The organism is Streptomyces sp. NRRL S-87, from assembly GCF_000719335.1.
In the GTDB taxonomy this organism is placed as follows: Bacteria; Actinomycetota; Actinomycetes; order Streptomycetales; family Streptomycetaceae; genus Streptomyces.
In genome coordinates this window covers 12,773-37,579 of record NZ_JOGB01000067.1, presented here as the reverse complement: position 1 = coordinate 37,579, position 24,807 = coordinate 12,773, and the positions used below count along the sequence as shown (strand labels likewise).

At 75.2% G+C, this 24,807-nt stretch carries 23 protein-coding genes and 2 pseudogenes; 8 read left to right on the top strand and 17 right to left on the bottom strand.

Going from position 1 to position 24,807, the window contains the following annotated elements; translation table 11 throughout:
- The coding region (locus tag IF43_RS0130540) for a MurR/RpiR family transcriptional regulator (protein ID WP_063753423.1) at positions 1-1,091 on the bottom strand (1,091 nt) is incomplete at its 3' end.
- 104 nt (positions 1,092-1,195) lie between these two features.
- Between IF43_RS0130540 and IF43_RS0130535 the strand changes: the two genes are divergently transcribed.
- A complete protein-coding gene (locus IF43_RS0130535; protein WP_030208176.1) occupies positions 1,196-1,567 on the top strand; it encodes a hypothetical protein in 372 nt (123 codons plus the stop codon).
- The gene (locus IF43_RS0130530) at positions 1,564-1,833 is read left to right on the top strand and encodes a DUF4031 domain-containing protein (RefSeq protein WP_030208173.1); all 270 of its coding nucleotides are present in this window, start codon (positions 1,564-1,566) and stop codon (positions 1,831-1,833) included. Before IF43_RS0130535 ends, IF43_RS0130530 begins: the two co-directional genes overlap by 4 nt.
- Here the strand turns inward: IF43_RS0130530 and IF43_RS0130525 are convergent.
- Together IF43_RS0130525 and IF43_RS0130520 are read right to left on the bottom strand one after the other, a co-directional pair.
- Positions 1,787-3,010 carry a Cmx/CmrA family chloramphenicol efflux MFS transporter gene (locus IF43_RS0130525; RefSeq protein ID WP_037890745.1) on the bottom strand — a complete coding sequence of 408 codons (1,224 nt, stop codon included), beginning with the start codon at positions 3,008-3,010 and terminating at the stop codon, positions 1,787-1,789. The genes IF43_RS0130530 and IF43_RS0130525 overlap by 47 nt on opposite strands.
- Before the next feature lie 137 nt (positions 3,011-3,147).
- Entirely contained in the window at positions 3,148-3,834 is a 687-nt protein-coding gene (locus IF43_RS0130520) for a hypothetical protein (protein WP_078910584.1), read from the bottom strand.
- A 171-nt stretch (positions 3,835-4,005) separates the two neighbouring features.
- On the opposite strand from IF43_RS0130520, the gene IF43_RS0130515 reads away from it, so the two are divergent.
- Positions 4,006-4,701, top strand: a complete 696-nt coding sequence (locus IF43_RS0130515) for a copper homeostasis protein CutC (protein ID WP_030208165.1) — start codon at positions 4,006-4,008, stop codon at positions 4,699-4,701.
- A gap of 342 nt (positions 4,702-5,043) precedes the next feature.
- On the opposite strand, the gene IF43_RS0130510 is transcribed toward IF43_RS0130515, so the two are convergent.
- Complete coding sequence (locus IF43_RS0130510; RefSeq protein ID WP_078910583.1) at positions 5,044-7,038, bottom strand: AAA family ATPase; 1,995 nt, start codon at positions 7,036-7,038, stop codon at positions 5,044-5,046.
- 437 nt (positions 7,039-7,475) lie between these two features.
- On the opposite strand from IF43_RS0130510, the gene IF43_RS37125 reads away from it, so the two are divergent.
- A complete protein-coding gene (locus IF43_RS37125; protein WP_037890742.1) occupies positions 7,476-7,823 on the top strand; it encodes a hypothetical protein in 348 nt (115 codons plus the stop codon).
- A 103-nt stretch (positions 7,824-7,926) separates the two neighbouring features.
- Here IF43_RS37125 and IF43_RS0130495 read toward each other — a convergent pair whose 3' ends face one another.
- The 8 genes and pseudogenes from IF43_RS0130495 to IF43_RS0130460 all read right to left on the bottom strand — a co-directional run bounded on the left by IF43_RS0130495 (position 7,927) and on the right by IF43_RS0130460 (position 15,657).
- Positions 7,927-9,588 carry a DNA repair helicase XPB gene (locus tag IF43_RS0130495; protein WP_030208159.1) on the bottom strand — a complete coding sequence of 554 codons (1,662 nt, stop codon included), beginning with the start codon at positions 9,586-9,588 and terminating at the stop codon, positions 7,927-7,929.
- A 78-nt stretch (positions 9,589-9,666) separates the two neighbouring features.
- Positions 9,667-9,810, bottom strand: a pseudogene (locus IF43_RS40000) (DUF4291 domain-containing protein); the annotation flags it as partial.
- Between the two features lie 505 nt (positions 9,811-10,315).
- Positions 10,316-10,738, bottom strand: a complete 423-nt coding sequence (locus IF43_RS0130485) for a hypothetical protein (RefSeq protein ID WP_030208152.1) — start codon at positions 10,736-10,738, stop codon at positions 10,316-10,318.
- Between the two features lie 14 nt (positions 10,739-10,752).
- Positions 10,753-11,457, bottom strand: coding sequence for an amidase domain-containing protein (locus IF43_RS0130480; protein ID WP_030208150.1), 705 nt, complete (start codon positions 11,455-11,457; stop codon positions 10,753-10,755).
- Positions 11,458-11,479: 22 nt separating this feature from the next.
- Positions 11,480-11,959 (bottom strand): hypothetical protein, encoded by a 480-nt coding sequence (locus IF43_RS0130475; RefSeq protein ID WP_158939567.1) that lies wholly within the window; start codon positions 11,957-11,959, stop codon positions 11,480-11,482.
- A gap of 241 nt (positions 11,960-12,200) precedes the next feature.
- On the bottom strand, positions 12,201-12,338 hold the full coding sequence (locus IF43_RS41185) for a hypothetical protein (protein ID WP_324605141.1): 138 nt from the start codon (positions 12,336-12,338) through the stop codon (positions 12,201-12,203).
- A gap of 115 nt (positions 12,339-12,453) precedes the next feature.
- A pseudogene (locus IF43_RS39995) lies at positions 12,454-12,615 on the bottom strand (DUF4291 family protein); the annotation flags it as partial.
- A 129-nt stretch (positions 12,616-12,744) separates the two neighbouring features.
- Positions 12,745-15,657 (bottom strand): helicase C-terminal domain-containing protein, encoded by a 2,913-nt coding sequence (locus IF43_RS0130460; RefSeq protein ID WP_078910580.1) that lies wholly within the window; start codon positions 15,655-15,657, stop codon positions 12,745-12,747.
- A gap of 102 nt (positions 15,658-15,759) precedes the next feature.
- Here IF43_RS0130460 and IF43_RS0130455 point away from each other — a divergent pair, with 102 nt between their 5' ends.
- Both IF43_RS0130455 and IF43_RS0130450 read left to right on the top strand, forming a co-directional pair.
- Positions 15,760-16,881, top strand: a complete 1,122-nt coding sequence (locus IF43_RS0130455; RefSeq protein WP_030208142.1) for a hypothetical protein — start codon at positions 15,760-15,762, stop codon at positions 16,879-16,881.
- 451 nt (positions 16,882-17,332) lie between these two features.
- Positions 17,333-17,977 carry an HAD family hydrolase gene (locus tag IF43_RS0130450; RefSeq protein WP_030208140.1) on the top strand — a complete coding sequence of 215 codons (645 nt, stop codon included), beginning with the start codon at positions 17,333-17,335 and terminating at the stop codon, positions 17,975-17,977.
- 61 nt (positions 17,978-18,038) lie between these two features.
- Here IF43_RS0130450 and IF43_RS37120 read toward each other — a convergent pair whose 3' ends face one another.
- On the bottom strand, positions 18,039-18,302 hold the full coding sequence (locus IF43_RS37120) for a hypothetical protein (protein ID WP_030208137.1): 264 nt from the start codon (positions 18,300-18,302) through the stop codon (positions 18,039-18,041).
- Between the two features lie 168 nt (positions 18,303-18,470).
- Between IF43_RS37120 and IF43_RS43785 the strand changes: the two genes are divergently transcribed.
- Positions 18,471-18,854: a cold-shock protein gene (locus IF43_RS43785; RefSeq protein WP_030208134.1), complete on the top strand. Its 384-nt coding sequence runs from the start codon at positions 18,471-18,473 to the stop codon at positions 18,852-18,854.
- 95 nt (positions 18,855-18,949) lie between these two features.
- On the opposite strand, the gene IF43_RS0130435 is transcribed toward IF43_RS43785, so the two are convergent.
- The 4 genes from IF43_RS0130435 to IF43_RS0130420 all read right to left on the bottom strand — a co-directional run bounded on the left by IF43_RS0130435 (position 18,950) and on the right by IF43_RS0130420 (position 22,763).
- Positions 18,950-19,993: a 1,4-dihydroxy-6-naphthoate synthase gene (locus IF43_RS0130435; RefSeq protein WP_234332589.1), complete on the bottom strand. Its 1,044-nt coding sequence runs from the start codon at positions 19,991-19,993 to the stop codon at positions 18,950-18,952.
- Complete coding sequence (locus tag IF43_RS0130430) at positions 19,974-20,807, bottom strand: futalosine hydrolase (protein WP_078910579.1); 834 nt, start codon at positions 20,805-20,807, stop codon at positions 19,974-19,976. The genes IF43_RS0130435 and IF43_RS0130430 overlap by 20 nt, the downstream gene beginning before the upstream one ends.
- 10 nt (positions 20,808-20,817) lie before the next feature.
- The gene (locus IF43_RS0130425; RefSeq protein ID WP_030208128.1) at positions 20,818-21,312 is read right to left on the bottom strand and encodes a hypothetical protein; all 495 of its coding nucleotides are present in this window, start codon (positions 21,310-21,312) and stop codon (positions 20,818-20,820) included.
- Positions 21,313-21,386: 74 nt separating this feature from the next.
- Positions 21,387-22,763, bottom strand: coding sequence for an MFS transporter (locus tag IF43_RS0130420; protein ID WP_030208126.1), 1,377 nt, complete (start codon positions 22,761-22,763; stop codon positions 21,387-21,389).
- A 413-nt stretch (positions 22,764-23,176) separates the two neighbouring features.
- On the opposite strand from IF43_RS0130420, the gene IF43_RS0130415 reads away from it, so the two are divergent.
- Positions 23,177-24,085, top strand: coding sequence for a DUF3027 domain-containing protein (locus tag IF43_RS0130415; protein WP_030208124.1), 909 nt, complete (start codon positions 23,177-23,179; stop codon positions 24,083-24,085).
- Positions 24,086-24,807: the final 722 nt, after the last annotated feature.

Here is a 24,807-nt window from a genome sequence, read left to right as displayed (position 1 = left end):
GGGGTGCTGGCTGGGGTGCGGGCTGGGGCGGGAGTGGAGGGGGGAGTGGGGGCGGGGGCGCGGTGGCGCGGGGCGAGGGCCCTGTGCGAGGCGGCGAGGGCGGGCGCGGCCGTGTCGTACGTACGCTGCGCCACCCCGACGAACAGGCAGTCGACGAGCAGGAGTTGGCTGGTCCGGCCGGACATGGCGGCGGGGCGGAACCCGTCCTGGGGGCTGGGCGGGGCGGCCGGGCCGGTCGGGGTGGCCGCGGTGGTGAGTACGTGGTCGGCGCAGTACGTCACGGGCGCGTGGGGGTCTTCGGTGATCGCCACGGTGGTCGCTCCCCGCTCGAACGCGGTGCGCAGCGGGCCGACGACGTCGGCCGTCGTGCCGGAGCGGGTGACGGCCACGGCCGCGTCGCCGGGGCCGAGCTGGACGGCGCTGGTGAGGGCCAGGTGCGGGTCGGCGTGCGCGTGCGCGATCAGCCCGATGCGCAGCAGCTTCTGCGCGAGGTCCTGGGCGACGAGTGCGGAGGCGCCGACGCCGTAGACGTCGATGCGGCGGGCGCCGGCCAGGGCCGCCACGGCCGCGGCGAGTTCCGCGAGGTCCAGTCCGGCGGCGGTGTCGGCGAGGGCCCGGCGCTCCGCGTGGGCGAGCTTGGCGACCACGTCGGCCAAGGGGTCCCCGACCGCTATGTCGGTGGTGATCGCGGCGCTGCCCCGCGCGTCCTCCCGTCCCCCGTCCGGCGGCCCGGGGGCGGCGCCGCGGCGGCTGCCGCGGGCGGCGCGGCCGGCCAGCTCGGCGAGGGCGGGGCGCAGGTCGCGGTAGCCCGGATAGCCGAGCAGGCGGGCGGTGCGTACGACGGTCGCCTCGCTGGTGCCGGTGCGCTCGGCGAGGGCGGTGACCGTGAGCCGGGCGCACCCGGCCGGGTCGGCGGCGAGGGCCTCGGCCACGGCGCGGACGGCGGGGGCGAGCGTGGGGGCGAGGCGGGCGGTGCGGGCGCGGAGTTCGGCGGCGGTGGCAGGGGGGCGGGCGGCGGCGGGCGTGGGGACGGAGGCCGGAGCGTGTCCCGTGCTGCCGGCGTTGAAGGTTTCCTTCCGCGCTCTGCTCACTCTTGAAAGATATTTTCACCTGCCGAAAGCAGTCAATCCGCCACAAGGCACCCATTCGGAAACCGGCCTTCGCCAGCTGTCCGCATCGGGTCCACAATTGCTGCATGGACCATGCGACCCCCCTGGAGCAGGCGTTGCACGCCGCCCGCGCCCTCGTCCTGGCCGATCTCATCGCCCTGGAGGTCGCCGACGCCGATGTGGTCTCCGTGGTCGAGGACTCGGTCGCGCACCGGCGATGGTGGGTCGAGCAGTGGCCCGAGGGCATCGACTACCTGCCGGGCCTCGTCGCCCAGGACGTGCAGGACGCGCTGCTGTCGAAGTACGGGCGGTGGCCGCTGTGCCCGGTGTGCTCGCACGGCGACCCGCACGCCCTGGACGTCGAGCCCGAGTTGGGGCCCGACCCGCACTGGGTGTGCGGCAAGGCCGGGGTGAAGGTGGCGTCCGTGGGGAGCCTCGGCGGAGTGTTCGGCCGGTGACGGTCTACATCGACCCGCCGACCTGGCCGGGGCACGGGCGGATGTGGTCGCACATGGTCAGCGACGTCTCGTTCGAGGAGCTGCACGCCTTCGCCGCGTCGATCGGGTGCCCCGCGCGGGCCTTCGACGGGGACCACTACGACGTTCCGGCGGAGCGCTACCCGGACGCGGTGCGCGCGGGGGCCCTGGAGGTCGGCAGCAAGGAGCTGGTCCGCCGGATCACGGCCGCGGGGCTGCGTCGGCCGAAGGGGCGGGCTCGGGCCTGAGCGCGGTCCCGGCCGACGAGGCCACGACCCGCCCCCGGGAGGACAGCCGCAGCGAGAGCGCCACCAGCCCCAGCGCCGTGACCGTCATCGCAGCCCCCGCCCACGCGGTGGCCGGGAAGCCGAGGCCGGCGTCGATGACGGTGCCGCCGAGCCACGGACCGCCGGTGTTGCCGAGGTTGAAGGCGGCGGTCGTGGTCGCGCCCGCCAGGGTCGGGGCGGCGCCCGCGACGTTGAACATCCGGGCGTTGAGGGCCGGCGCGGTGTAGAAGGCCGAGACCCCGATCAGGAAGGACAGCGTGACGGCCGCCACCGGCGAGGTCGCGAACAGCGCGAGCGCGACCAGGAAGACCGTGGAGGCCGTGATGCCGGTCAGCAGCACTCCGAAGAGGTGCGCGTCGGCGACCCGTCCCCCGATCGTCGTACCGACCAGCGCGCCGATGCCGAACAGCGCCAGCACGCTCGGCACCGTGCCCGAGCCGAGCCCGGCCACGTCCGTGAGCAGCGGTGCGAGGTAGCTGAAGGCGCAGAACACCCCGCCCGCGGCGAGCGCCGTGACCGCGACCGCGAGCCACACCTGCCGGTCGCGGTAGATGCCGAGCTCGCGGGCGAGGCGCGGGCGCGCGTCCGGCAGCGGGATGGGCGGGATCAGGGCCAGGATGCCCGCCAGCGCGATCGCGGAGGCCGCGCCGACCGCCCAGAACGCCGCCCGCCAGCCGAAGTGCTCGCCGAGGAAGGCGCCGGCCGGGACGCCGAGGACGTTCGCGATCGACAGCCCGCCGATCATCACGGCCATCGCGCGGGCGCGCGCGTCGACCGGGACCATCGCGATGGCGACGGCCGCGCCCACGGCCCAGAAGCCGGCGCAGGCGAGGGCCGAGACGATGCGCGAGACGAAGAGCAGCTCGTACGAGGGGGCCAGCGCCCCGGCTACCTGGCCGAGGCCGAAGAGCGTGATCAGCGAGACGAGCGTCGTGCGGCGGGGCAGCCGCAGCGTGGCCACGGCGAGCAGCGGGGCGCCCACCACCATGCCGATCGCGAAGGCGGAGATGAGCAGCCCCGCCCGCGGGATCGTGACGCCCATGTCCTCGGCGATGGGCGGCAGGAGCCCCGAGAGCATGAACTCGCTGGTGCCGAGCGCGAAGACGGACAGGCCGAGGACGTAGACGGCCACGGGCATGCGGGAGCGTACGGGGCGTATTGCGGCAGCGGGCATGATCATCGACAACCAGGTCCCGGACCGGGGCATTCCCGACGCGGTCCGCGATCCGGACGCCGACCCGGCCCGCGGGGACCGGACCCGTACCAAACCGGCCCTTACGGCCCTTCCAGCCCCTCCAGCTCGGCCGCGAGGTTGTGGCGCGCCGGGGCCTCCCAGTAGGCCGTGCCGTGGGGCGTGCGGAAGAGCCGGGGGAGGGCCAGCAGCTGGCGGAGCACGGCGGCCCGTCCGGCCCGGAACGCGTCGTCGGGTACGAAGCCGTACTCGTCCCGCACCGCGGCCGCGTACGCGGCGTACGCCTCCGGGGTCCCGGCGAGCACCGCGAGGTCGGCGTCGCAGAGGACCTCGCCGTCGCGGTCGCCGGGGGCGGGGTCGTGCGTGACGGTGAGCCGGACCAGGCGGGCCACCTCGGCCGTACGCGCGGGGGCGAGTCCGAGCTCGGCGAGGGCGCGCTCGGCGAGGGCGGCGCTGCGCTCCTCGTTCTCGGACCGGTCGGGGCGGTAGACGACGTCGTGGAACCACGCCGCGAGCTGGACGGCGGGCAGGTCGGCGGCGTGGTCGGCCAGTACGTCGATGTGGTCGAGGACGGCGGCGAGGTGGGCGGTGGTGTGGTACCGGCGCTGCGGCTCGGCCCAGGCGCGCAGCAGCCGGGCGGCGTAGGGGGCGGGGTCGGCGGCGGGGGCGGTGGTCGAGGGGAGTGTCGTGGCCGCGGCACCGGTCGGGCGGCGGGCGGCGTCGACGGTGGCGTGCCAGCGGGCTTCGAGCCGCGCGGTGTCGGTGGGCATGCGCCCATTGTGGTGCGGGAGCGGGGGTGCGGGGGCGGTGGCCGTGCGGGTGCTGGTGGACCGGTGCCGGAGGTGCGTACCCTTGAGATTGGACTAGACCTGTTGGTGGTGGGTGTGGCGCGGAACGTGCCGGCGCACCGCCCCTTGCCGATCTCGAAGGAATGAGGCCACATGAGTGACCGTGCGGTCCTGGAGGTGATCGCCCTCAGTGCCGAGGACGCGATCGCGGCCCAGGCTGGTGGGGCGGACCGGCTGGAACTGGTCACCGACATGGCCGCCGACGGCCTGACGCCCCCGCGGGAGACCTTCGCGGCCATCCGGGCCGCCGTGGACGTCCCGCTGCGCGTGATGCTCAGGGCCGCGGACGGCTTCTCGGCAGGCGGGGCCGCCGGGGTGGACGCGCTGGTCGCCCAGGCGGCGGCGCTGCGGGCGGAGGGGGCGGAGGAGTTCGTCCTCGGCTTCCTGAACCCGGACGGCACGCCGGACCTGGTGGCGGTGGAAGCGCTGGTGGCGGAGCTGGCGGGGTGCCGGTGGACGTTCCACCGGGCCATCGACCGCGCGGCCGACCGCGACGCGCTGCGCACGGCCCTGGCCGCGCTGCCGGGCCTCGACACGTACCTGACCGCCGGCGCGGCGGGCGGGGTCGACGAGGGCCTGCCGGTGCTGGTGGCCGAGGCGGCCCGGCGCGGCGAACCGGGTTACGAGCCGCGGCTCCTCGTCGGCGGCGGCCTGCGCCTGGACCACCTGCCGGCGCTGCGCGGGGCGGGCCTGGACGCCTTCCACATCGGCGGCGCGGCCCGCCCCGACGGCTGGGCCGGACCCGTCTCCCCGTCGGCCGTGGCCACCTGGCGCGAGGCCCTGTCGTAACCACTCGGGTCCGGGCGCGGCGGGCCCACGGGCGGGGCGTTCCCCCCGGGTCCGGGCGGGCGACTCCAGCTTGCCGGGTGACTCCAGCCTGCCCGGCGTTTGAGGGCAACGGGGTCCGGGGCGGAGTCCTGGGAAACGGTGAAAGGGCGGGTAGGGGACCAGCCCCCGCAGGGCAACGGTCCGCACCCGCCCAGGGATCCGCACCCGCCCAGGGCCCCGCACCCGCCCAGGGCCCCGCACCCGCCCAGGGCCCCGCACCCGCCCAGGGACCCGCGTCCGCCCAGGGACCCGCACCGCGCCCGCAGGACCCCCGCGGGCAGCTCGTGCAGGGCGCCGCGCCCCCTAACCGCCCACCGGCTCCGCCAGAACCTCCGGCAACGCCCCCGCATGCACCGCCACCAGCCCCGACACCGCTCGCGTCAGACACACGTACAGCCGCCGCAACCCGGTCCGCTCGTCGGCCTCGCCCGCCACGATCGCCGCCGGCTCGTCCAGCACGACGTAGTCGTACTCCAGACCCTTCGCCAGCGACGCCGGCACCAGCGTCAGCCGCGCCCGCGCCGTCGTCTCCTCGCCCGGCGCGAGGTACGGCAGCCCCGCCGCGTCGAGCGCCTCCGCGAGCGCCGGGACCCGCGCGTCCGCCGCGATCAGCCCGATCGACCCCTCGTGCCCGAGCGACGTACGGCACGCCGCCACGACCGCTTCGACCAGTTCCTCGTCCGCCACCCGGGTGACCGCCAGCGCGCCCGGGTTCTCCCGTACCGACGACACCGGGGCCAGCCCCGGCGCGATCCCCGGCAGCAGCCGCGAGGCGTACGCGATCACGTCCCGCGGCACGCGGAAGCCCGCCGTGAGCTCCTCCACCGCCGCGTCCGGCTTGCCCAGTTGGGCCAGCGCCTCGGCCCAGCTGCGCGTCGCCCACGGCGTCGTGCCCTGCGCGAGGTCGCCCAGCACGGTCGCCGAGCCCGTCGTGCAGCGCCGTCCCACCGCCCGGTACTGCATGGGTGACAGGTCCTGCGCCTCGTCGAGCACCACGTGCCCGAGCGAGGCCGTGCGCTCCACGAGGTCCGCCACCTCGTCGACGAGCACCGCGTCCGCGGCCGACCACTTCGCGGACTTCACGCTGCGGAACGGCTTGGCCCACCGGATCAGCTCCTGCTCGGCCTCCGTGAGCACCCCGTCCGCGTGCTCGGCCAGGAACTCCGGATCCGACAGCAGCCGCAGCACCAGCTTCGCCGGGTCCACCACCGGCCAGATCGCCTTGACGGCGGCCTTGACGGCCGCGTTGCGGGCCACCGCGTCCTGCACCCGGTCGTCCGGCGCCTCGCCCGCCTGCTCCATCCGGACGAGCACCGCGTGCGCGATCCGCTGCGGGAGCGCGTCGCGGGCGGCGCCGTAGCGGATGTCGCGGGCGAGCAACTCGTCCACGATCTCCTGGAGTTCGTACGCCGGGATCCGCCACCGGCGCGAACCGCGCACCACCATCAGCGCCTCGGCGGGCGGCGTGACGTGCGAGCGCACGGCGCGCCGCAGCACCTCCGCCATGCGCGCGTCGCCCTTGATGACGGCGGCCTCCGCCGGGTCCTCGCCGCGCACCTCCACGCCCGGGCGGGCGACGAGGTCGGCGACCGTGGCCTGCTTGACCTCCAGCTCGCCGAGGGCGGGGAGCACCTGCTCGATGTAGTGCAGGAAGGAACGGTTCGGCCCGATGACCAGGGTGCCCGTGCGGGCGAGCCGGTCGCGGTGCGCGTACAGCAGGTACGCGACCCGGTGCAGGCCGACGGCGGTCTTCCCGGTGCCGGGGCCGCCCTGGACGCAGACGCTTCCGGAGAGCCCCGAACGCACGATCTCGTCCTGCTCGGGCTGGATCGTGGCGACGATGTCGCGCATCGGGCCGACGCGCGGGCGCTCGATCTCCTGCTGGAGCAGCTTGCTGACGGCGGCGGTCTCGGCGGGGTCGGAGAGGTGCTCGTCCTCGTACGCGGTGAGGTCGCCGCCGGTGTAGCCGAAGCGCCGGCGCAGGCCGACGTCCTGCGGGTCCTTCTTCGAGGCGCGGTAGAAGGGCTGCGAGACCGGGGCGCGCCAGTCGATCACCATGGGGTCGCCGTCGGCGTCGTGGACGTGGCGGCGGCCGATGTAGAAGCGCTCGCCGCCCGCGCCCTCGGCGAGGTCGGCGCCGGGGGCGTGCAGGTAGTCGAGGCGGCCGAAGAAGAGGGGGGTGTCCGCGAGGTCGGCCAGGGCCTTGATGCGGTCCTCGATCTGGGCGGTGAGGATGAGGGCGTTGACCCAGTTCGCGGTGACGTCGCGGATGTCGAGGGACTCGACGTCCTCGCGCATCGCGCGGAGCGCGGCGCGGGAGGCGGCGAGGTGGGCCCGTTCGCGGCCGAGGGGGTCGGCGGCGGCCGCGGCGCCGGCCGCGGGGTCCGCTGCGGCGGTGGCGGTGGCGGTGGGGGCGTCGGGGGTCAGGGGGGCGTGCGCGGGCACGGTGTTGCCTCCAGCTATGTGGGTCCTCAAGGTGCGTGACGTGTGGCCGGCCGGTTTCCGTCCGGTCGGCGGCACTCCCCGGGCAGGGCGGGAGGCGGGCAAGAGCGGAGATTCTAGTCCGCGCCGCGGACCGGCGCGAACGGGTTCCGGGGCCCCGGGTCCCTACGCGGCGGCCGGCTTCCCGTAGGACTTCCGGGGGAGGGGGTGGCCCTGGAGTATGACGTCAGGGGGATCGGAGAATGGCTCCGGGGACCGATGTGCGCGGTGGGGCGGGCCGGGACCATGGATTCATGAGCACCGCGACCTTTACCCCGGTTCAGGGCGGCCGCCCTCGCGGCGCCGCCGCCATCCCCACCGACATCGAGTCCACCCACGACGACCACAGCGGCACCGGCGCGCAGCACGCCCGTACCGCCCGCACGCGTACGCATCAGGGCCGTACGCACCACTCCCGCACGTACCCCCGCACACACGGCCGCACCCACGGTCGTACCCACACCACCCGCGCGGCCTCGGAGGCCGAGGCGCTGACACGCTCCGGCGGGTTCCTGCACGCGGCCAGGGTCTTCGCCACGACGGCGGTCAGCGTGGTCCTCCTCGGCGAGTACTCCGAGGACGCGGGCGTCATACGTCGCTGACGCGCACCGGGGGCCGCAGCCCCCGCCCGATCACCCGCGCCGGACTCCCGGGTACCCGCCCGCCGACGCGGGACGGGGGCCGCGGCCCCCGTCCGCGGCCGGTCTACTCCGTCTCGTTCTCCGACTCCCGCGCGAGCACCTCGTCCGCGTCCATGATCCGGTAGGCGTAGCCCTGTTCGGCGAGGAAGCGCTGCCGATGGGCGGCGAAGTCCTGGTCGATGGTGTCCCGTGCGACGACGGAGTAGAAGCGGGCCTCGTGCCCGTCCGCCTTCGGACGCAGCACCCGGCCCAGCCGCTGGGCCTCCTCCTGCCGCGAGCCGAAGGTGCCGGACACCTGGATGGCGACGGTCGCCTCCGGCAGGTCGATCGAGAAGTTCGCGACCTTGGAGACGACCAGGACGCTGATCTCGCCCTGACGGAAGGCGTCGAAGAGCTTCTCGCGCTGCGCGTTCGACGTCTCGCCCTTGATGACCGGTGCGTCGAGGTGCTCGCCGAGTTCGTCCAGCTGGTCGATGTACTGGCCGATGACGAGGGTCTGCTCGCCGCGGTGACGGCGCACCAGCGCCTCGGTCACCTTCCGCTTCGTGGCGGTGGTCGCACAGAAGCGGTACTTCTCCTCCGTCTCGGCGGTGGCGTACGCGAGCCGCTCGCTCTCGGTCAGGTTCACCCGCACCTCGACGCAGTCGGCCGGTGCGATGTACCCCTGCGCCTCGATCTCCTTCCACGGGGCGTCGAACCGCTTGGGCCCGATCAGCGAGAAGACGTCGGACTCGCGCCCGTCCTCCCGGACCAGGGTCGCGGTCAGCCCGAGGCGCCGGCGCGCCTGGAGGTCGGCGGTGAACTTGAAGACCGGGGCCGGCAGCAGGTGGACCTCGTCATAGACGATCAGCCCCCAGTCCCGGGAGTCGAACAGCTCCAGGTGCGGGTAGACGCCCTTCCGCTTGGTCGTCAGCACCTGGTAGGTGGCGATCGTGACGGGCCGGATCTCCTTGCGGGTACCGCTGTACTCGCCGATCTCGTCCTCGGTCAGCGAGGTGCGCTTGACGAGCTCGTGCTTCCACTGGCGGGCGGAGACGGTGTTGGTCACCAGGATCAGCGTCGTCGCCTTGGCCTCGGCCATCGCGCCCGCGCCGACCAGCGTCTTGCCTGCACCGCAGGGCAGGACCACCACGCCCGAGCCGCCGTGCCAGAAGCCGTCGACGGCCTGGCGCTGGTAGGGGCGCAGCGACCAGCCGTCCTCCAGCAGGTGGATGGGGTGCGCCTCGCCGTCGACGTACCCGGCGAGGTCCTCGGCCGGCCAGCCCAGCTTGAGCAGCGTCTGCTTGATCTGGCCGCGCTCGGACGGGTGCACGGCGACGGTGTCGGGGTCGATCCGCTGCCCGACGAGCGGGGTGATCCGCTTGGAGCGGAGGATCTCCTCCAGCACCGGGCGGTCGGTGCTGGTGAGCACCAGCCCGTGCACGGGGTGCTTGGAGAGGGTGAGGCGGCCGTAGCGGGCCATGGTCTCGGCCACGTCGACCAGCAGCGCGTGCGGGACGGGGTAGCGCGAGTACTCGACGAGCGCGTCGACGACCTGCTCGGCGTCGTGCCCGGCGGCGCGGGCGTTCCACAGGCCCAGCGGGGTGACCCGGTAGGTGTGGATGTGCTCGGGAGCCCGCTCCAGCTCGGCGAACGGCGCGATGGCGCGGCGGCACGCGTCGGCGAGCTCGTGGTCGACCTCGAGGAGGAGCGTCTTGTCGCTCTGGACGATGAGGGGCCCGTTCACGCTGATCCCTTCACGGTGAGGTGGCGGCCCGGCCGCGGGCGGGCGGGGCCAAACCTCCAGTGTGCCGTACGCGGGCCGTCAGCGGAGGTGGGCCAGGGCTGCGTCCTCCAGGGGGTACGGGCGCTCCTCGGGCAGCAGCGCCCGCGCGGCGTCGCCCTGCCCGGCGCGCACCAGGCCGTGGACCTCGCGGGCCAGCGGGGTGACGTCGCGGATGGAGACCGTGAGGGCGCGGTACCGGGGATGTGCGACGACGAGCCGGGGGACGTGACATGGGTCCGGGGCGTGGACTACCTCAAGGGCTGGCGGGAAGCGGGGGAAGCGGCCCGTGAGTGGAACGCCGCCCTGTGCAGCGCGGGCTTGCCGCGCACGAGCTGCGGGCTGTGGCTGGGACCGGCGCCGAGGGTGAGGGGGTAGTGCGCTTCCGCGGCTCCCCGGTGGGAGTGCAGCGTGCCGCCTGGCTGTTAAGGCCCGGCGCGGGGACCCTGGCGGCCCGGCGTGAACGGGTAGACCTTGGCTTCGCCGATCGGGCGCCTTGGCTACCTAAGGCCGCGGAAGCCGTTCACCCAGCCACGTCGGGGTAAGCGGTTCCGAGCCCGCTGGCTGCCCCGGTTTGCCTCTGGTGTGCCGGGTGGCTCGCAGGCTGGCGTAGGCCGTACTGGCGGGGTAGCGGAAGGAGTCGGGATGCTCGGGCTGTTCATCCGTGCGTCCCGGCCCCTTCCCGCCCGCGTTACTGGATGGGGACCGGCCCCGTGGGAGCTTCCCCCTCCTTGTAGTGACCCAGGCTGATCGTGTAGTCCGTTGCGTCCCCTTCGCGGGTGACGTCGATGGTCAGCTTGAACGGCTTGCCGGCCTTGTCCGTGCCCGTGATGTAGACGTGCGCGTATTCGGGTGACGTCGGGCTGTCGACCGCGATGCCGGTGACCTTCAGCCCCCGGCCACCGTCCTTGGTGATGATCGCCTCGGCGTCCTTCTCCCGGCCGGTCACGCGCTTGTCTTCCTTCGACAGGTCTACGAGCGCGTCGGGGTCGCGGTCGTTGAGCGCTGCGACGTAAGCCCTCGCGGTCTCCTCCGCGGTCCTGCCTTCGCTAGAGCAGGCGGAGAGCATCACGGCCAGGGCGGGTACCGCCAGCAGTGCCAGGGCCTTCCTCAACGGACGTTCCTCTCTCAGGTGCGGTGGGCGTAGAAATTAGCGCCCTTGTTCTCGAACTTGATGACGGTCAGCGGCTTGTTCAAAACGTTGTTGGTGTGGCCGCTGAGGTAGGGCTCGCCGTTCTTCCAGGCGGTGACCATCATCGTGTAGTTGATGTACCCGTTGGGACGGCCCGTGGACTTCTCGGCGAAGTCGATCTGAAGGACATCACCGATGCCCATTTTGAACATGTTGTCCAGGATTTTCGTCCTATGTGAGTACTTGGTGGCGTACCAGTACCAGTTGTGGGCGCCGGCCCGCGCGTAGCTGGTGGTCGATTGGAAGGCGCCGAAGAACCACTCGTCGGGGTCCTTCCGGTGGAGGATTCCGCCGGAGGTTGTCTTCCAGCCGCCTGCGAGCAATGCCTGGGAGATGAAATTCGTGCAGTCTTTGGAGTATTCGATGTAGACGGGGTTGGGGTGGATTGCGTATTTCCGCGCGTAGGCGGCCATGTTGGCGTAGTTGTACCCGGACGCCGTGGTGACCTTCTGCTCCATCGCGGCTGCCTCCGGAGTCAGCTCCGATGTTGAGGACGGCTCGTCCGTGATCGGTCCCTCAAGTGCCGGCTCCGGATCCGGCAAATCGGGGTCCGAGCCCGGCTCGTTGATGGGACCGCCATCGTCGACCGGCTCGCTGATCTGTGTGCTGGGCAGCGCAGCGGAGCGGTCGACCTCGGCCACGTCGCCCGCGACCTCCCACTCGCTACCGTTGGCGCGGTTGAAGGTCAGCGTGTGCGGGATGCTGTAGCTCTCGAAGGCGGGCGCGTCCGGGGCGGGGTTTGGGGAAGTAAAGACGGGTGTACTCGGTGACCTTGACCGTAGCCGTGTCCCCACTCAATGAGGTGGCGTTGGGGGTGACTGTTACTTCTGCCCAGCTGTACGCGCTGTCGACCTTCTCCAGGCCTTGGGCGTTGTGCTGGAGCACGCTCAGGTCATGGGCGAAGTCATCAGCTGCACCATCGGTCATGGGCACGGGCTCGGTCGTGGGGCTTGGCTGGGGTGCAGTGGTGACGGCGTCGGCGCGGCGCTGGAGGAGCGTGTCGGCCATCTCTACCAAGGTGGTGGTGTCGGTGTCCGACAGCGTGGCGGTTTGTGCGTGGGTGGCCGGTGCGGTCAGGCCGAGCGAAGCCACGGCAACGGCGGCAGTGCAGGCGGCGCGTATGGGACGTGCGGTTCCGCGCAAGGTTCCCCCCTTGAGCGTTGGGTCGATTTGCCCCGGCAGTCTGCGGTATCCAGCAGCACCAGGGGAGAGGAGGTGATCATCCGTCCGGGAAGTCCGTTGGATCTGGCTGGATATCAAGGGTGGCAGGGATGGGCGTGGCAGTCCGGCCGGGACCGGCGGTCACGCCGCATGCCCGGCCGGGGCGGCCTGGCGCCCGCGCGCCGAAGGCGCGCCTTGAGTAAGTAGAGAAGGGTTAGACAGGTCAGGGTCGGCGTCCGACGGTGCCCTTTGTCGCCGTGATGGTGAACTCGGCCTGCGTGATTGAGGCGTTGGCGCGTAGCTCTTCGAGGATGAGCGGGCCGCCCTCGGTGTCGGCCGTTACGCGGCGGGTGATGAGCACGGGCGTGCTATCGGTGATCCGGAGAGACGTGCGCTCGTCCGGTAGCGCCGCGCGTGCGGAGACTGTCTCGGTCCACGTCTTCGTCCGAGATCGTCATGGAAAAAGGCTATGAGCGCGGTGTGATCCACGTCATCCGCTCGCGCTTCCAGGCCGAGGGGAAGCGCCCCTCGCGCGCGGCGGGCACCCCGATGCGCGGGTGGTAGGCCTGGTAGACGGTGACGGTCTGTTCGGTGTGCAGGGCCCGGATCTCCCGGGCCGGTCGATGTGTTGCGGACATGCGCCCAGCCTCGCGCCAACGCCCGTCCCCGTCGACCGAATTAGGGCGTCGCCGGGCCGCCCGGAGGCGTCGCCGGGCCGCGCGGCGGTGTCCGGCGGACCACGGCCGCGGCCGGGCCCGGGCCGCCGCCTAGATCTGGTCCTCGGCCAGTTCGGCGACGCCCGTGATGCGGTGGAGCGGGTACGTGCGGACCTCGTCGGCGGTGTGGTCGTAGCCGGTGACGAAGCCGCCCTCGACGCGGACCGGGGCGATGACGCGCTGGGAGGCGGCGCCGTCGGCGTTGACGTAGCCGATCCAGACGGCCGAGCCCGTGAGGGCGGCGGCCTGGACCGTCGCCAGGGTCTCGGCCGGGGTGGTGCGCGGGAGTTCCCCGGGCGCGGCCGCGGCCGGGGCGGGCTCCTTGCGGACCGCCGTGGCGGCCAGGTCGCCGGCCCGGACGGCCCGTACGGCGGCGGCGAGCAGCGTCGCGTCGGGGGCCGGCGGGCCGTCCGGGACGGGGACGGGGGCGGCGCGCGGCGGGGTGCGGTGGGCGTCGGCCCGTGCCACGAGCACGTCCCCGGTGGCGGATTCGGCGGCCGGGGCGTAGCCCATCGCCCGCAGGCCGTCCAGCAGGGTCGTCGGGTCGGTCTGCGCGGCCAGGACCGTGGGCGCCAGCCGGCGCAGCCCGAGGGCCTGGGAGCGCTTGTCGGCGAGGATCTCGCCGAGCATCGCGTCGTCGTCGCAGCGCACGTACGACGAGGCGGCGCCCACGCGCAGGTGGCCGTGGCGGCGGGCCACGTCGTCGATGAGGTAGGCGAGCGGCTGGGGGACGGGGGTACGGCTGTGCTGTTCCAGGAAGGAGTGCAGGTCGGCGGCGTCGCGGCCCGCGTCGAGGGCGCGGCGGACGGAGGCCGGGGTGAACCGGTAGACGGTGGCTCCGCCCTTGGACTCGACGTCGGCGAGGACGGCCAGGGTGTCGGCCAGGTGCCGTTCCAGCGGGCCGGGGGCCACCGCGGTCAGGTCGGCCTGGAGCAGGACGTGGTCGACGGGCTCGGGCAGGAGGGGGGCGAGCAGGGCGCCGAGGGCCCGTTCGAGCGCGAGCCGCGCCTCGGGACCGCTCGGCCCGGCCTCGTGCGGCTCCGGTGCGCCGTCGGTCGCGCCGTGTTCGGCGGCGGGGCCGGTCCGCGCGGCGGTGTCGCGTTCGGCGGTACCGGTCTGCCGGGCGGTCGTTCCGCCCTCGGAGGTCGTCGAGTGGTCCGGTGCTGCCTGCTGTGCGTCCGCCGCGGGCGCGGCGGTGGAGCCCTCCGGGGTTCCGGGCCGGTGCGCCGGCGCGGGCTCGTGCCCGGTGAGCGGGGCCCGGGGCGTGGTCAGCAGGGGGCGGGACTGGCCGGCGAGGGCGCCGCGGCCGGTGACGCCGAGCAGTTCGGCCTCCGTCAGCGTCCAGCGGGCCAGGCGCGCCCGCAGGTCGCCCGTGCCGCCGCGGACCGGCCGCTCCCAGTCGAGCCGGGCCAGCAGCGCCTCGGGGTCGGGGGCGCCGCCCTCCGGGAGGTCGGCGAGGAGGTCCAGGACCCGGTGCCGGACCTCGGGGGCCGCCGAGCGGTCCAGGTCCGGGCCCAGCGCGGCGAGGGTCCGCCCCTTCGCGTCCTGTTCGCCGACCAGGCCCGCCGTGCGGGTGGCGGGCAGCCAGGCCGCGACGAGGACCGCCCAGCGGTCGTGCACCGGCAGGTCGAGCCACTCGTCGTAGAACGGGGTGGGGGCGTACCGCTCGTCGGCCTCCCCGTCGCTGGCGAGCAGCCCGGCGGCGTAGGCGAGTTCGATCCAGAAGGCGGCCGTCGGCTCGGACACGCCCAGTACGGCGGCGGTGCGCTTCAGGTCGCGCACGGCCAGGCCGCCGGCCCGCAGGACCAGCGGGCCGCCCTGGTCCCAGGAGGCGAGCAGCTCCCCGACGGTGGCGACGGCGGCCAGGGCCTGGCCGGCCGCGTTGGCGTCCACAAGCTGCGGACGGTGCGTCTTCGCGGGCGGGACCGACGGCGCCAGGGGCTCCGGCGCGCGGTGCGCCCGGCCGCCGCGCAGGTGCAGCGCGACCTCGCGGGGCAGCACCACCGTCCGCGCGGAGATGGGCAGCAGCAGCCCGTGGTCGCGCAGCCAGCGCACGGGCGGGGCGGGGTTGGGGGGCACCTCGCCGTACGGCGGGCCCCACACGAGCCGGGCCAGCACCTGGTGGGCCTCGGCGGGGGCGTCCGCGAGGAGCGCGGCCATCCGTCCCGGGTCGGTGAACAGCCCGGTGAGCGCGGCCACCGCGGACACCGGGTCGTGCGTGGCCGGCAGCCCGGCGGTGGCCACGATCTCCTGGAGCCGGCCCGGCGACATACCGGCCGTGGCCTCGGCCACGGTCGGCCCGAGGCCGGTCGGCGAGGGGCGGGCGGCGCTGGGCGCCAGGAGCTCCCGCGCCGTACGGACCAGGCGCAGCCTGCTGTCGTCCCCCCAGACCAGCGCCTGCGCGCGCAGCCGTCCCAGGGCTGCGGGCAGCGCCGCGCGGATCACGTCGGCGGTCGCCGGAGCCTCGGCCCCGGTGGCGGTCCCGGTCGGCGCGGTGGCGGTGGCGGGCGTGTCCGTCGGGGACGTGGCGGGCGTGTCGGTCGGGGCGGCGGGCGTCGTACCGCCGGCCCCGACCCCGGCCGCGGTCGGCGGGTGCGGTTCCGCGGTGTCCGCGCCCGGGTCGCCCGTCATCAGGGTCTCCAGGACCTCGTACGGGCAGGGGTCCGGGGCCACGGCGAGGGCTTCCGCGGTCTGCAGGGCGAACCGGTCGAGCCGCTCCAGGGCCCGCACGACCGAGGCGCGGGTGCCGGCGCGGGTGGCGAGCTGCGTGAGGTCGTTGGGGACCGGGTTCAGCAGGTCGGGCCGGGCCCGCAGCAGCGCGGCCAGCGATGCGTCGTCACCTGCGCGGAGCGCCTCCGCGAGCGACCGCGGGGCGGTGCCGGCGGGCGGTGCCGCGGCCGACCCCGGGCGCTGGGGGTCGGTGGTGGGGTGCGCGCTCTCGGACACGTTCGCCTCCTGGTCCATCCGGCCAACGGTAGCCCCTGCGTGACATCCCGCCGAGTGTCGGGAACACGCGCTACCGTCGTGGACGGGCGGTACCGGAGGGGTCGGAAGGGGAGCCGCAGCGTGGGGATCGAGAGCGACCAGCTGGTCTACGACTACCTGAGCCGGGTCGGCGACCTGGCACAGCGCCGACAGGTCCCTTCGGGGGACCGGATGCGCCTCGTGTCGTCACTGCGCAACGAGATCGACCGGCAGCGCGCCAAGTTCGAGCCCGAGACCGCCGCGTCGGTGCGCCGCATCCTCGACCGGCTCGGCTCGCCCGAGGAGGTGCTGGAGGCGCTCGCCGAGAGCCGGGGCGGACCGCTGTCCGCGGCCCCGGCCGGCTCCGCCGCGCCTACCGACCGGGTTCCCGCGCCGGCGCCCGAGTCCCGGTCCCGGACCCGGTCGGGTCCGGCCGCCGGGCCCTCCGTCCCGGTGCAGCGCGGGCCCCGGCTGCTGCGCCGGAACCCGCGGCCCGGTGACGTGCCCCCGCCCCGCCCCGCCACGGCCGCGTCCCCACCGCACCTGGCGGGCCTCGACGAGTTGGGCGACTCGGGGGGAGAACCGGACTGGTGGCGGGTGACGCCCGCGCCGTTCGGGCCGCACACGCAGGTCGAGGGCTTCGCGGGCGGGATCGAGATCCCGGAGCTGCTCAAGCGGCCGGCCGATGCGGAAGGTGCGACCTCCGACGCCGGCGAAGCGGCGGGGCCGGCCGGTCCCGCCGCGCCGGCCGAACCGGTCGGGCGGGTCCGCACCGTCGTCCGTGCGCTGCGCGAGCGGCGCCGAGCGGTCGCGGGCGGTGCCGAGCCGGAGGCCGCCGCGGGCCCCGCCCCGGCGGGCGGTGCGGCCGCCGGGGACGCGGCCGCGCCCCGGCCACGGCCGCAGGCGTGGTTGCTGCTGTGCGCGGCCGTGCTGGTGGCGGGTGCCGTCAGCGGGTACTGGATCGTCCTGCTGATGGGCTGGCTGCTGGCGTACGCCTCGCGGAGGATGTCGCCGGCCGAGCGGAAGTGGGTGGTCCTGGGGTTGCCGGGGCTGGTGGCCGGCGCGGCGGTGGTGTGGGTGTGGGGGCGTGCGACGGGACGGTGGGGTGAGCCGTTGGGGTCCGGCGGGGTGGGGGAAGCGCTCTCCGGTCTGTGGGGTGGGGTGGTGCGGGCCGCCGGCGTCGTCTCGGCGGGGTACCTGGCCTGGCGCTCGCGTCGTCCCTGACGCCCTGCGGGCCGTCACGCCGTCGTGCCTGACGCCCTGCGGGCCGTCACGCCGTCGTGCCTGACGCCCTGCGGGCCGTCACGCCGTCGTCCCCGACGCCTCGCGCGTCGCCGTCTCGGGCTCCGGCGCGCCGCTGCCCGGTGGGCCGGTCCGCCGTCCGGCTGCGGACCGCTGCCCTGCGGGGCCGGGTCCCCTCCCCGCCCTTTCACCGTTTCCCGGGAGCTCCGCCCCGGCCCCCGTTGCCCTCAAACGCCGGGCGGGCTGGAATCGCCCCCCGGCCCCTCGGCTGCTGGTCCTCTGGGAGGAGCTCCGCCCCGGCACCCGTTGCCCTCGGACGCCGGACGGGGAGTGGCGCCCCGGGGTCCGGTCGTGTGGGGGCGTGGGTGTGGTTCACCTGGGGGTCGGGCGGGGATCGGGTGGTGTTGGCCGGACGGACCGCGGCGTCGGCACAATGGCCCGTATGAGCCTCCCCCGCCCTGCGCGCCCGCTGACCGTCGGCTTCGACCTCGACATGACGCTGATCGACTCGCGTCCCGGGATCCACGCCGCCTACCGGGCCCTCGCGGCCGAGACGGGTGCGTACATCGACGCCGACGAGGCGGTCACCCGGCTCGGGCCCCCGCTGGAGGAGGAGCTGGCGTACTGGTTCCCCGAGGACCGGGTGAAGGAGATGGCCGACCGCTACCGGGCGCTCTACCCCGCGCACGCCATCGTGCCCACCCCCGCCATGCCCGGCGCGCGGGAGGCCGTCGAGGCGGTGCGGGCCCTCGGTGGGCGCGCGATCGTCGTCACGGCCAAGTACGAGCCCAACGCCCGCCTGCACCTCGACCACGTCGGCATCGCCCCCGACGCCCTGATCGGCTGGCTCTGGGCGGAGGCCAAGGCGGAGGCCCTGCGCGAGCACGGCGCGAGCGTGTACGTCGGTGACCACGTCGGCGACGTACGGGGCGCCCGCAGGGCCGGGGCCGTCTCCGTGGCCGTGCCGACCGGCCCGTGCGGGGCGGACGAGCTGCGCGCGGAGGGGGCGGACGTGGTCCTGACGGACCTCACCGCCCTGCCGGAGTGGCTCGCCGAGTACGCCGCCACGCGGGCGTAGCCGCCCGATCCGTCGCCGGCCCGGGCTGGCCGCAGCGGCCGGAGCCGGGGCGGCGGTGGGGTCAGGCGCCGCGGGCGGCGGCGGCCTCGCGGCGTTGGGCGGCGATCGAGCGCAGGACGCCCGCGCCCGAGATCGCGAAGCCGACGCCCATCAGCATGCACACCGCGTAGGCCACGGTGGGGAACGGCTCGGTGCCGAGGAACAGCGGGGCCATCGTCACGAGCGTCGCGACGGCGCCGACGATGAAGACGATGCCGCCCGCGCGCACCAGGCCGTCGCCGGGCCGGGCTTCGTCGGAATGGCCGGGAAGAGGAGTACCAGTCACGCGACCAGGGTAGTTCCCAGGCCGTAGGAAGCACCGGGGGACGTCTTGTCAGCGGCTCCCGGACCATTAGCCTGGTGGTTGGCGGGTCGCAGACGACCCGCTGTACTGCTATCCGGAGGCGTTTTTCACGGCCTTCCGGACCCAACGAGCACAAGGACGAGGAAAGACGTGCCTACCGGCAAGGTCAAGTGGTTCAACAGCGAGAAGGGCTTCGGCTTTCTCTCCCGTGACGACGGCGGCGACGTCTTCGTCCACTCGTCGGTGCTCCCTGCCGGGGTCGATGCACTCAAGCCGGGCCAGCGCGTCGAGTTCGGCGTGGTCGCGGGCCAGCGTGGCGACCAGGCGCTTTCCGTGACGGTGCTGGACCCGACCCCCTCGGTCGCGGCCGCGCAGCGCCGCAAGCCCGACGAGCTCGCCTCGATCGTGCAGGACCTGACGACGCTTCTCGAGAACATCACCCCGACGCTGGAGCGCGGCCGCTACCCCGACAAGGCGCACGGCGTGAAGATCGCCGGCCTGCTGCGGGCCGTGGCGGACCAGCTCGACGTCTAGGTCCGGGCCGACCGCGGCCGCCGGAGCGCACCGGACGGCCCGTCATGCGCGTGAGCCCCGCCACCCGTCCGGGTGGCGGGGCTCACGCGTGCCGGCTACGGGAAGGCCAGCGCCTCCGGCCGGAGCGCCGGGACGAGGCCTTCGGCCGCGGCCCGGGTGAGCAGTCCGCGCACCGCCGCGTAACCCGATTCGCCCAGGTTCGCGGTGAATTCGTTGACGTACAGCCCGATGTGCTGGTCCGCGACCGCCGGGTCGAGCTCCTGGGCGTGCTGCCGAACGTACGGCCGTGACGCCTCGGGGTCGTCCCAGGCCATCCGCACCGAGGCGCGGGCCGACTCGGCCAGCGCCCGCAGGGTGTCCGTCCCCAGCGCGCGCTTGGCGATGATCGCCCCGAGCGGGATCGGCAGCCCGGTGGCCCGCTCCCAGTGCTCGCCCATGTCGGCGAGGCAGTGCAGCCCGTAGTTCCGGTACGTGAACCGGGCCTCGTGGATGACCAGTCCCGCGTCCACCTTGCCGTCGCGCACGGCCGGCATGATCTCGTGGAACGGCAGGACCACGACCTCGCCCACCCCGCCGGGCAGCACGTCGGCCGCCCACAGCCGGAAGAGCAGGTACGCCGTCGAGCGCTCGCTCGGCACCGCGACCGTACGGCCCGTCAGGTCGAGCCCGGGCTCCCGGGTGAGCACCAGCGGGCCGCAGCCGCGGCCGAGGGCGCCGCCGCAGGGCAGCAGGGCGTACTCGTCGAGGACCCAGGGCAGGACGGCGTACGACACCTTGAGCACGTCGAACTCGCCGCGCTCGGCCATGCCGTTCGTGATGTCGATGTCGGCGAAGGTGACGTCGAGGCCGGGGGCGCCGGGGACCCGGCCGTGGGCCCACGCGTCGAAGACGAAGGTGTCGTTCGGGCAGGGGGAGTAGGCGATCCGGAGCGGGCGGGACGGGCTGCCGGCCCCAGAAGCCTCAGAGGCCTCGGTGGTCTCGGCGCCCGCGGTGGTCTCGGCACCCGTGGTGGTCTCGGCGCCCGCGGTGGGCGCGGCGGCCCCGGCGGCCCCGGTGGCGCCGGTGGCGCCGGTGGCGCCGGTGGCGCCGGTGGTGCCGAGGTCCGTGCCGGTGCCGTTGTCAGTCGTGCCGGTGGTCATCGTGCCTCCAGTTCTGGAGTACGGGTACGAGGCGGTGGAAGCCCCCGCTCAGGGCCGCCAGGGCGTCGCCGATCCGCCAGGCGCCGCGGTCGCGCGGGCCGACGGGGTTCGAGACCGCGCGGACCTCCAGCACGGGCAGGCCGTGCGCGGCGGCGGCCTCGGCCACGCCGAAGCCCTCCATGGCCTCGGCGCCGGCCAGCGGGTGCCGGGCCAGCAGCTCGGTGGCGCGCCCGGCGGTACCGGTGACGGTGGAGACGGTCAGGACGGGCGCCAGCAGCGCCCCGGTGGCCTCGGCGGCGCGCGCCGTCAGTTCGGCCGGCGGCAGGTGGACCGCCCGGCCGAAGCCGAGCTCCTCGACGGACAGCCAGCCGTCGGGGGTCTGGGCGCCGAGGTCGGCGGCGACGATCGCGTCGGCGACGACGAGCGAGCCGACGGGGGCGGCGGGCAGGAACCCGCCGCCGATCCCGGCGGAGACGACGAGGGAGTACGGGCGCCCGGCGGTGGCGAGGGCGGCGGCGGTCGCCGCGGCGGCCGCCGCCGGGCCGACGCCCCCGGCGAGCACGTCGAAGGCCACGCCGGGTGCGTCGTAGCGGCGCAGGGTCCGGCCGCCGGGCAGGGTGCGGCCGGGCACGTCGTGGTCCGCGGCGGGGGCCGGACCGGGCGCCGTACCGGGGGAGCCGGAGGGCCCGGGGGCCCCGGGGGTACCGGAGCCCACCGCGGACCGGGCCGGTCCCGGGTACGGCGGAGGGGTGGTCAGGCCGGCGGCGACGGATTCGGCCTCCGCTGCCACCGCGGTCACGACGAGTGCGTGCACGCGCCCGGTGCTAGTTCTTCAGCTTGAGCGTGAAGGACCAGACGGCGAGGGGCTTCTTGTCCTCGCCGAGCTGGATGAAGGCGAGCTTCTTCGAGGCCGGCGCCTCGCCCTGGCCGCCGGTGGCGAACACGTCGGCGCCCGGGAAGGAGCGGTAGGTGTTCGACGACGGCTCGGTGATGGGCTGTCCGTCGAGGACCGCCTGCCACGTCTTGCCGTCCTCCACGACCTCGGGCTCGACGCCGAGGCGGAGGGTGTCGCCGCGGGCGTAGTCGATGGTCTTGCCGGCCTTGATGCTGGCCAGGCAGTCGGCGACCTTCTCCTGCGACAGCTCCTTGCCGCCGTCGGCGGAGCAGGCGGCCTCGGTGGACACCGTCGAGCTGCCGACCGTCACGGTCGCCAGCGGCGTCGGCTTGTCGCAGGCGGAGAGGACGAGGAGGCCGGCGGACACGGCTCCGAGGGCCGCGCCGATGCGGCGGCCCTTACCCGAGATAAGCGGTGCGGTCATGAGCCGAAGGCTATCGGGCCAGCCGTTTCGTTCGCGCGCGGGGTGGCGTAGGCCCGGGCGTTTCCGCCCCCGCCCTACGCCACCCGGGGGCGCGCGGGGCCGTGGCGGGGGGTCGAGAGCAGGCCCCGCCAGGCCATGACCGTGCCCGCGGTGACCAGGGCGGCGGCCACGGACATGCCCACCACGCCGTTCAGCGGCAGCGAGATCCCGATGGCGCCGCCGACCACCCACGCCATCTGGAGCAGCGTCTCGGAGCGGGCGAAGGCGGACGTGCGGATGTGCTCGGGCACGTCCCGCTGGATCATCGCGTCCAGCGACAGCTTCGCCAGCGCCTGGCAGAACCCGGCCGTGGCGCCCAGTACGGCGATCAGCAGCCCCGAGTAGAAGACCGCGGCCACGATCGCGGCCGTCAGGGTCAGCGACAGCACGGCGGCCACGATGGCCTCCGGCGCACGGGAGCGCAGCCAGGCGCCCACGGCCGTGCCGCACGCGTTGCCCACGCCCGCCGCCACGCCCACGATGCCCAGCGAGACCGCCGCGCTCTGCCCGGGCAGCGGGTGCTCGCGCAGCAGGAACGCCAGGAAGAAGATCAGGAACCCGGACAGGGCGCGCATGGCCGCGTTGGCCCAGAGGCCGCACAGCACCGGGGTGCTGATCGCGCGCAGCCCCGGACGCTTGCGGGCGCGCTCGCGGCGCGCCTCGTGCGTGGAGAGCCGGGCCCGCCGCTCGCCCTTGGCGGAGTCCACCTTGGGGGGCAGCGTCAGGGACAGCACGGTGCCGCCGACGAAGACGACGCAGGCCCCGTACAGCGGCCACGGGGGCCCGATCAGGTGCAGCAGCGCCCCGATGGGCGCGGCCGCGCCGGTGGCCAGCAGCCCGGCGAGGGTCACCCGCGAGTTGGCCTTGACCAGCGAGAACTTCGGCGGGAGCAGGCGCGGCACGACGGCGCTGCGGATCACCCCGTACGCCTTGGACGCCACCAGCACCCCGAGCGCGGCCGGGTACAGCTGGAGCCCGCCGGTGGCCACCGCCGTGGACATCGTCAGGGCCAGGACGGCGCGGGTCAGCATGGCCCCGGCCATGGCGGCCCGGCGGCCGTGCGGGGCCCGGTCCAGCAGGGGGCCGATGACGGGGGCCAGGAGGGCGAAGGGGGCCATCGTGATCGCGAGGTAGAGCGCCACCCGGCCGCGGGCCTGGTCGGTGGGGACGGAGAAGAACACCGTGGAGGCCAGCGCCACGGTGACGAGCATGTCGCCCGCGCCGTTGACCGCGTGCAGCTCGATCAGCTTGCCGAGGCCGGATTCACCCGCCCCGTGTGCGTGGGTCGCGCGCCGGATGCCGCGCGCGGTGCCGCTGATGGGCGTGTGCACGGCGCGTCCCAGGGCCCGGCCGGCCCGCCGGACCCGGCCCGAGCCGTCGTCGGAGGACCGTACGGACCGCGCGGCTGCCACCTGGCCATAGTGCCCCACGCCGTGCCGGGACGGGCTCGTCGGCTCGCTCGGGGGTGTCGCGGCGGGTGGACCGGCAGGGGGCCGGCGGGGCGGGAACGGGGTGGCGGAGGTGTCCCGGGGGTGTCCCAGAGGTGTCCGGGGCCGGGTTTGCTGTCCGCGAATCGGACGTGCAGGTGGGCCCAGGGCTGGGAAGGAGGTAGCGTGCGTAGCGCGCCACCGGCGGTCGCTCTTGGCCGCGCGCCTGTTCGCGATCCCGCAGAATGGATCGTAGAAGGTGCGCCCGAGGCCGATGGGGCGCGGACGTCGACGCGGCCCTCTGGTCCGCTCCGCCCGCGCCACGTACGGATCAGGACCGGCGGTTGTTTACGGACGAACGGCGCACTCGTGAGACGGCGTAGGAGAGAACGAGACCTGTGAGTGCTGCGACGACGCGAAGCCGTACCCCCGACCGCCTGTGCGCCGAGGCCGTCGACCTCGCCCGCGCTGCGGCTCAGGAGGCCGCCGCGCCGGGGGTGGTGGGCGAGCACGTGTCCGTGGTCGCGGAGGGCGACCGGGTCGTCACGCACTACTTCGCCTGCGCCGAGGCCGGCTACCGGGGCTGGCGCTGGGCGGTGACCGTCGCGCGCGCCTCCCGCGCCAAGGTGGTCACCATCGACGAAACGGTGCTCCTGCCCGGGCCCGACGCCCTGCTCGCGCCCGAGTGGGTGCCGTGGAGCGAGCGGCTGCGCCCGGGTGACATGGGGCCGGGCGACCTGCTGCCCACCGACGCCGACGACCTGCGGCTGGAGCCGGGCTACTCCGGCGAGGACGAGCCGGCGCCCAACTCCGTGGTCTCGGAGGAGGTCAAGGACCTCGCCGACACGGAGGACGTGGCCTTCACCGACCGGGCGGCCGTGCCCGACCGGGGCTCCATCGCCTCCGTGGCGGAGGAGCTCGGCATGCGCCGGGCGCGCGTGCTGTCGCGGTACGGGCTGCACACCGCGGCCGACCGCTGGGACGAGGCGTACGGGGCGAAGACCCCGATGGCGCAGGCGGCGCCGGCCAGCTGCGTGTCGTGCGGCTTCCTCGTGAAGATCGGGGGGTCGCTGGGGCAGGCCTTCGGCGTGTGCGCCAACGAGTTCGGGCCGGCCGACGGGCGTCTGGTCTCGCTGTCGTACGGCTGCGGGGGGCACTCCGAGGCCGCGGTCATGCCGAAGCCGCCGCGGCCGGCGCCGCCGGTGCTCGACTCGATGCGGGCGGACGAGTTCCCGCTGCGGCCCGCCCCCGATGCGGGGTCCGTCCCCGACACCGACCTCCCCGAGCAGGACCTCGGACACTCCTGACCCGGCCCGGGGCCGTCCCGAGGACCCGCCAGGGTGCGGATCCCCATGGGGGCGGTTCCCGAGGTGACGTGACGGTACGTCGGGGCGGGATCGCCCCGGCGCACCGCCGACCGTCGCCCGTCTCCGCCGACCGTCGCCCGTCTCCGCCGACCGTCGCCCGTCTCCGCCGACGGAGCCCGTCGCCGTCCGGATGCGGGCCGCTGCCCTGCGGGGCCGGTCCCCTCCCCGCCCTTTCACCGTTTCCCGGGACTCCGCCCCGCCCCCCGCCGCCCTCAAGCGCCGGGCGGGCTGGATGCGGGGCGCCGCCCCGGGCCCTGCCGCCCTCAAGCGCCGGGCGGGCTGGATGCGGGACTCCGCCCCGCCCCCCGCCGCCCTCAAGCGCCGGGCGGGCTGGGTTTGGGCCTCCCCGGACCCCGCGCCTCAGACGCCGGCGAGGCTGGGGTTGCCCAGCGGTCACGCGTCGACCGGCGGGGCCTCTACGTGTCCGCGACGGCGGGGGAAGATCCAGCCCCGCCGGCGTTCGAGGCGGAAACCGGCGCGGAGCGCCGGGCAGCGGCGCCGGGGTCGCGAGCCCCGGTTTCGGGAAGGGGCGGGGCGGGGGAATCACCGCGGGCACCCCGGCCCGCTGGGGCTCGTGGGGCTGGTGGGGCGGCGCGGGGTGGTGGGGCGGAGCCCCAGGAGGCCGGGGAGTCGGGCGGCGCGGTACCTTCGGGCCTGGCAGG

Coding starts and splice junctions, on each gene's coding strand:
- IF43_RS0130535 (WP_030208176.1), top strand. CDS start 1,196: ATGGACCATGCGACCCCCCTGGAGCAGGCGTTGCACGCCGCCCGCGCC.
- IF43_RS0130525 (WP_037890745.1), bottom strand. CDS start 3,010: ATGCCCGTGGCCGTCTACGTCCTCGGCCTGTCCGTCTTCGCGCTCGGC.
- IF43_RS0130520 (WP_078910584.1), bottom strand. CDS start 3,834: ATGCCCACCGACACCGCGCGGCTCGAAGCCCGCTGGCACGCCACCGTC.
- IF43_RS0130515 (WP_030208165.1), top strand. CDS start 4,006: ATGAGTGACCGTGCGGTCCTGGAGGTGATCGCCCTCAGTGCCGAGGAC.
- IF43_RS0130510 (WP_078910583.1), bottom strand. CDS start 7,038: ATGCGCGAGGACGTCGAGTCCCTCGACATCCGCGACGTCACCGCGAAC.
- IF43_RS37125 (WP_037890742.1), top strand. CDS start 7,476: ATGAGCACCGCGACCTTTACCCCGGTTCAGGGCGGCCGCCCTCGCGGC.
- IF43_RS0130460 (WP_078910580.1), bottom strand. CDS start 15,657: ATGGACCAGGAGGCGAACGTGTCCGAGAGCGCGCACCCCACCACCGAC.
- IF43_RS0130450 (WP_030208140.1), top strand. CDS start 17,333: ATGGCCCGTATGAGCCTCCCCCGCCCTGCGCGCCCGCTGACCGTCGGC.
- IF43_RS0130435 (WP_234332589.1), bottom strand. CDS start 19,993: ATGACCACCGGCACGACTGACAACGGCACCGGCACGGACCTCGGCACC.
- IF43_RS0130425 (WP_030208128.1), bottom strand. CDS start 21,312: ATGACCGCACCGCTTATCTCGGGTAAGGGCCGCCGCATCGGCGCGGCC.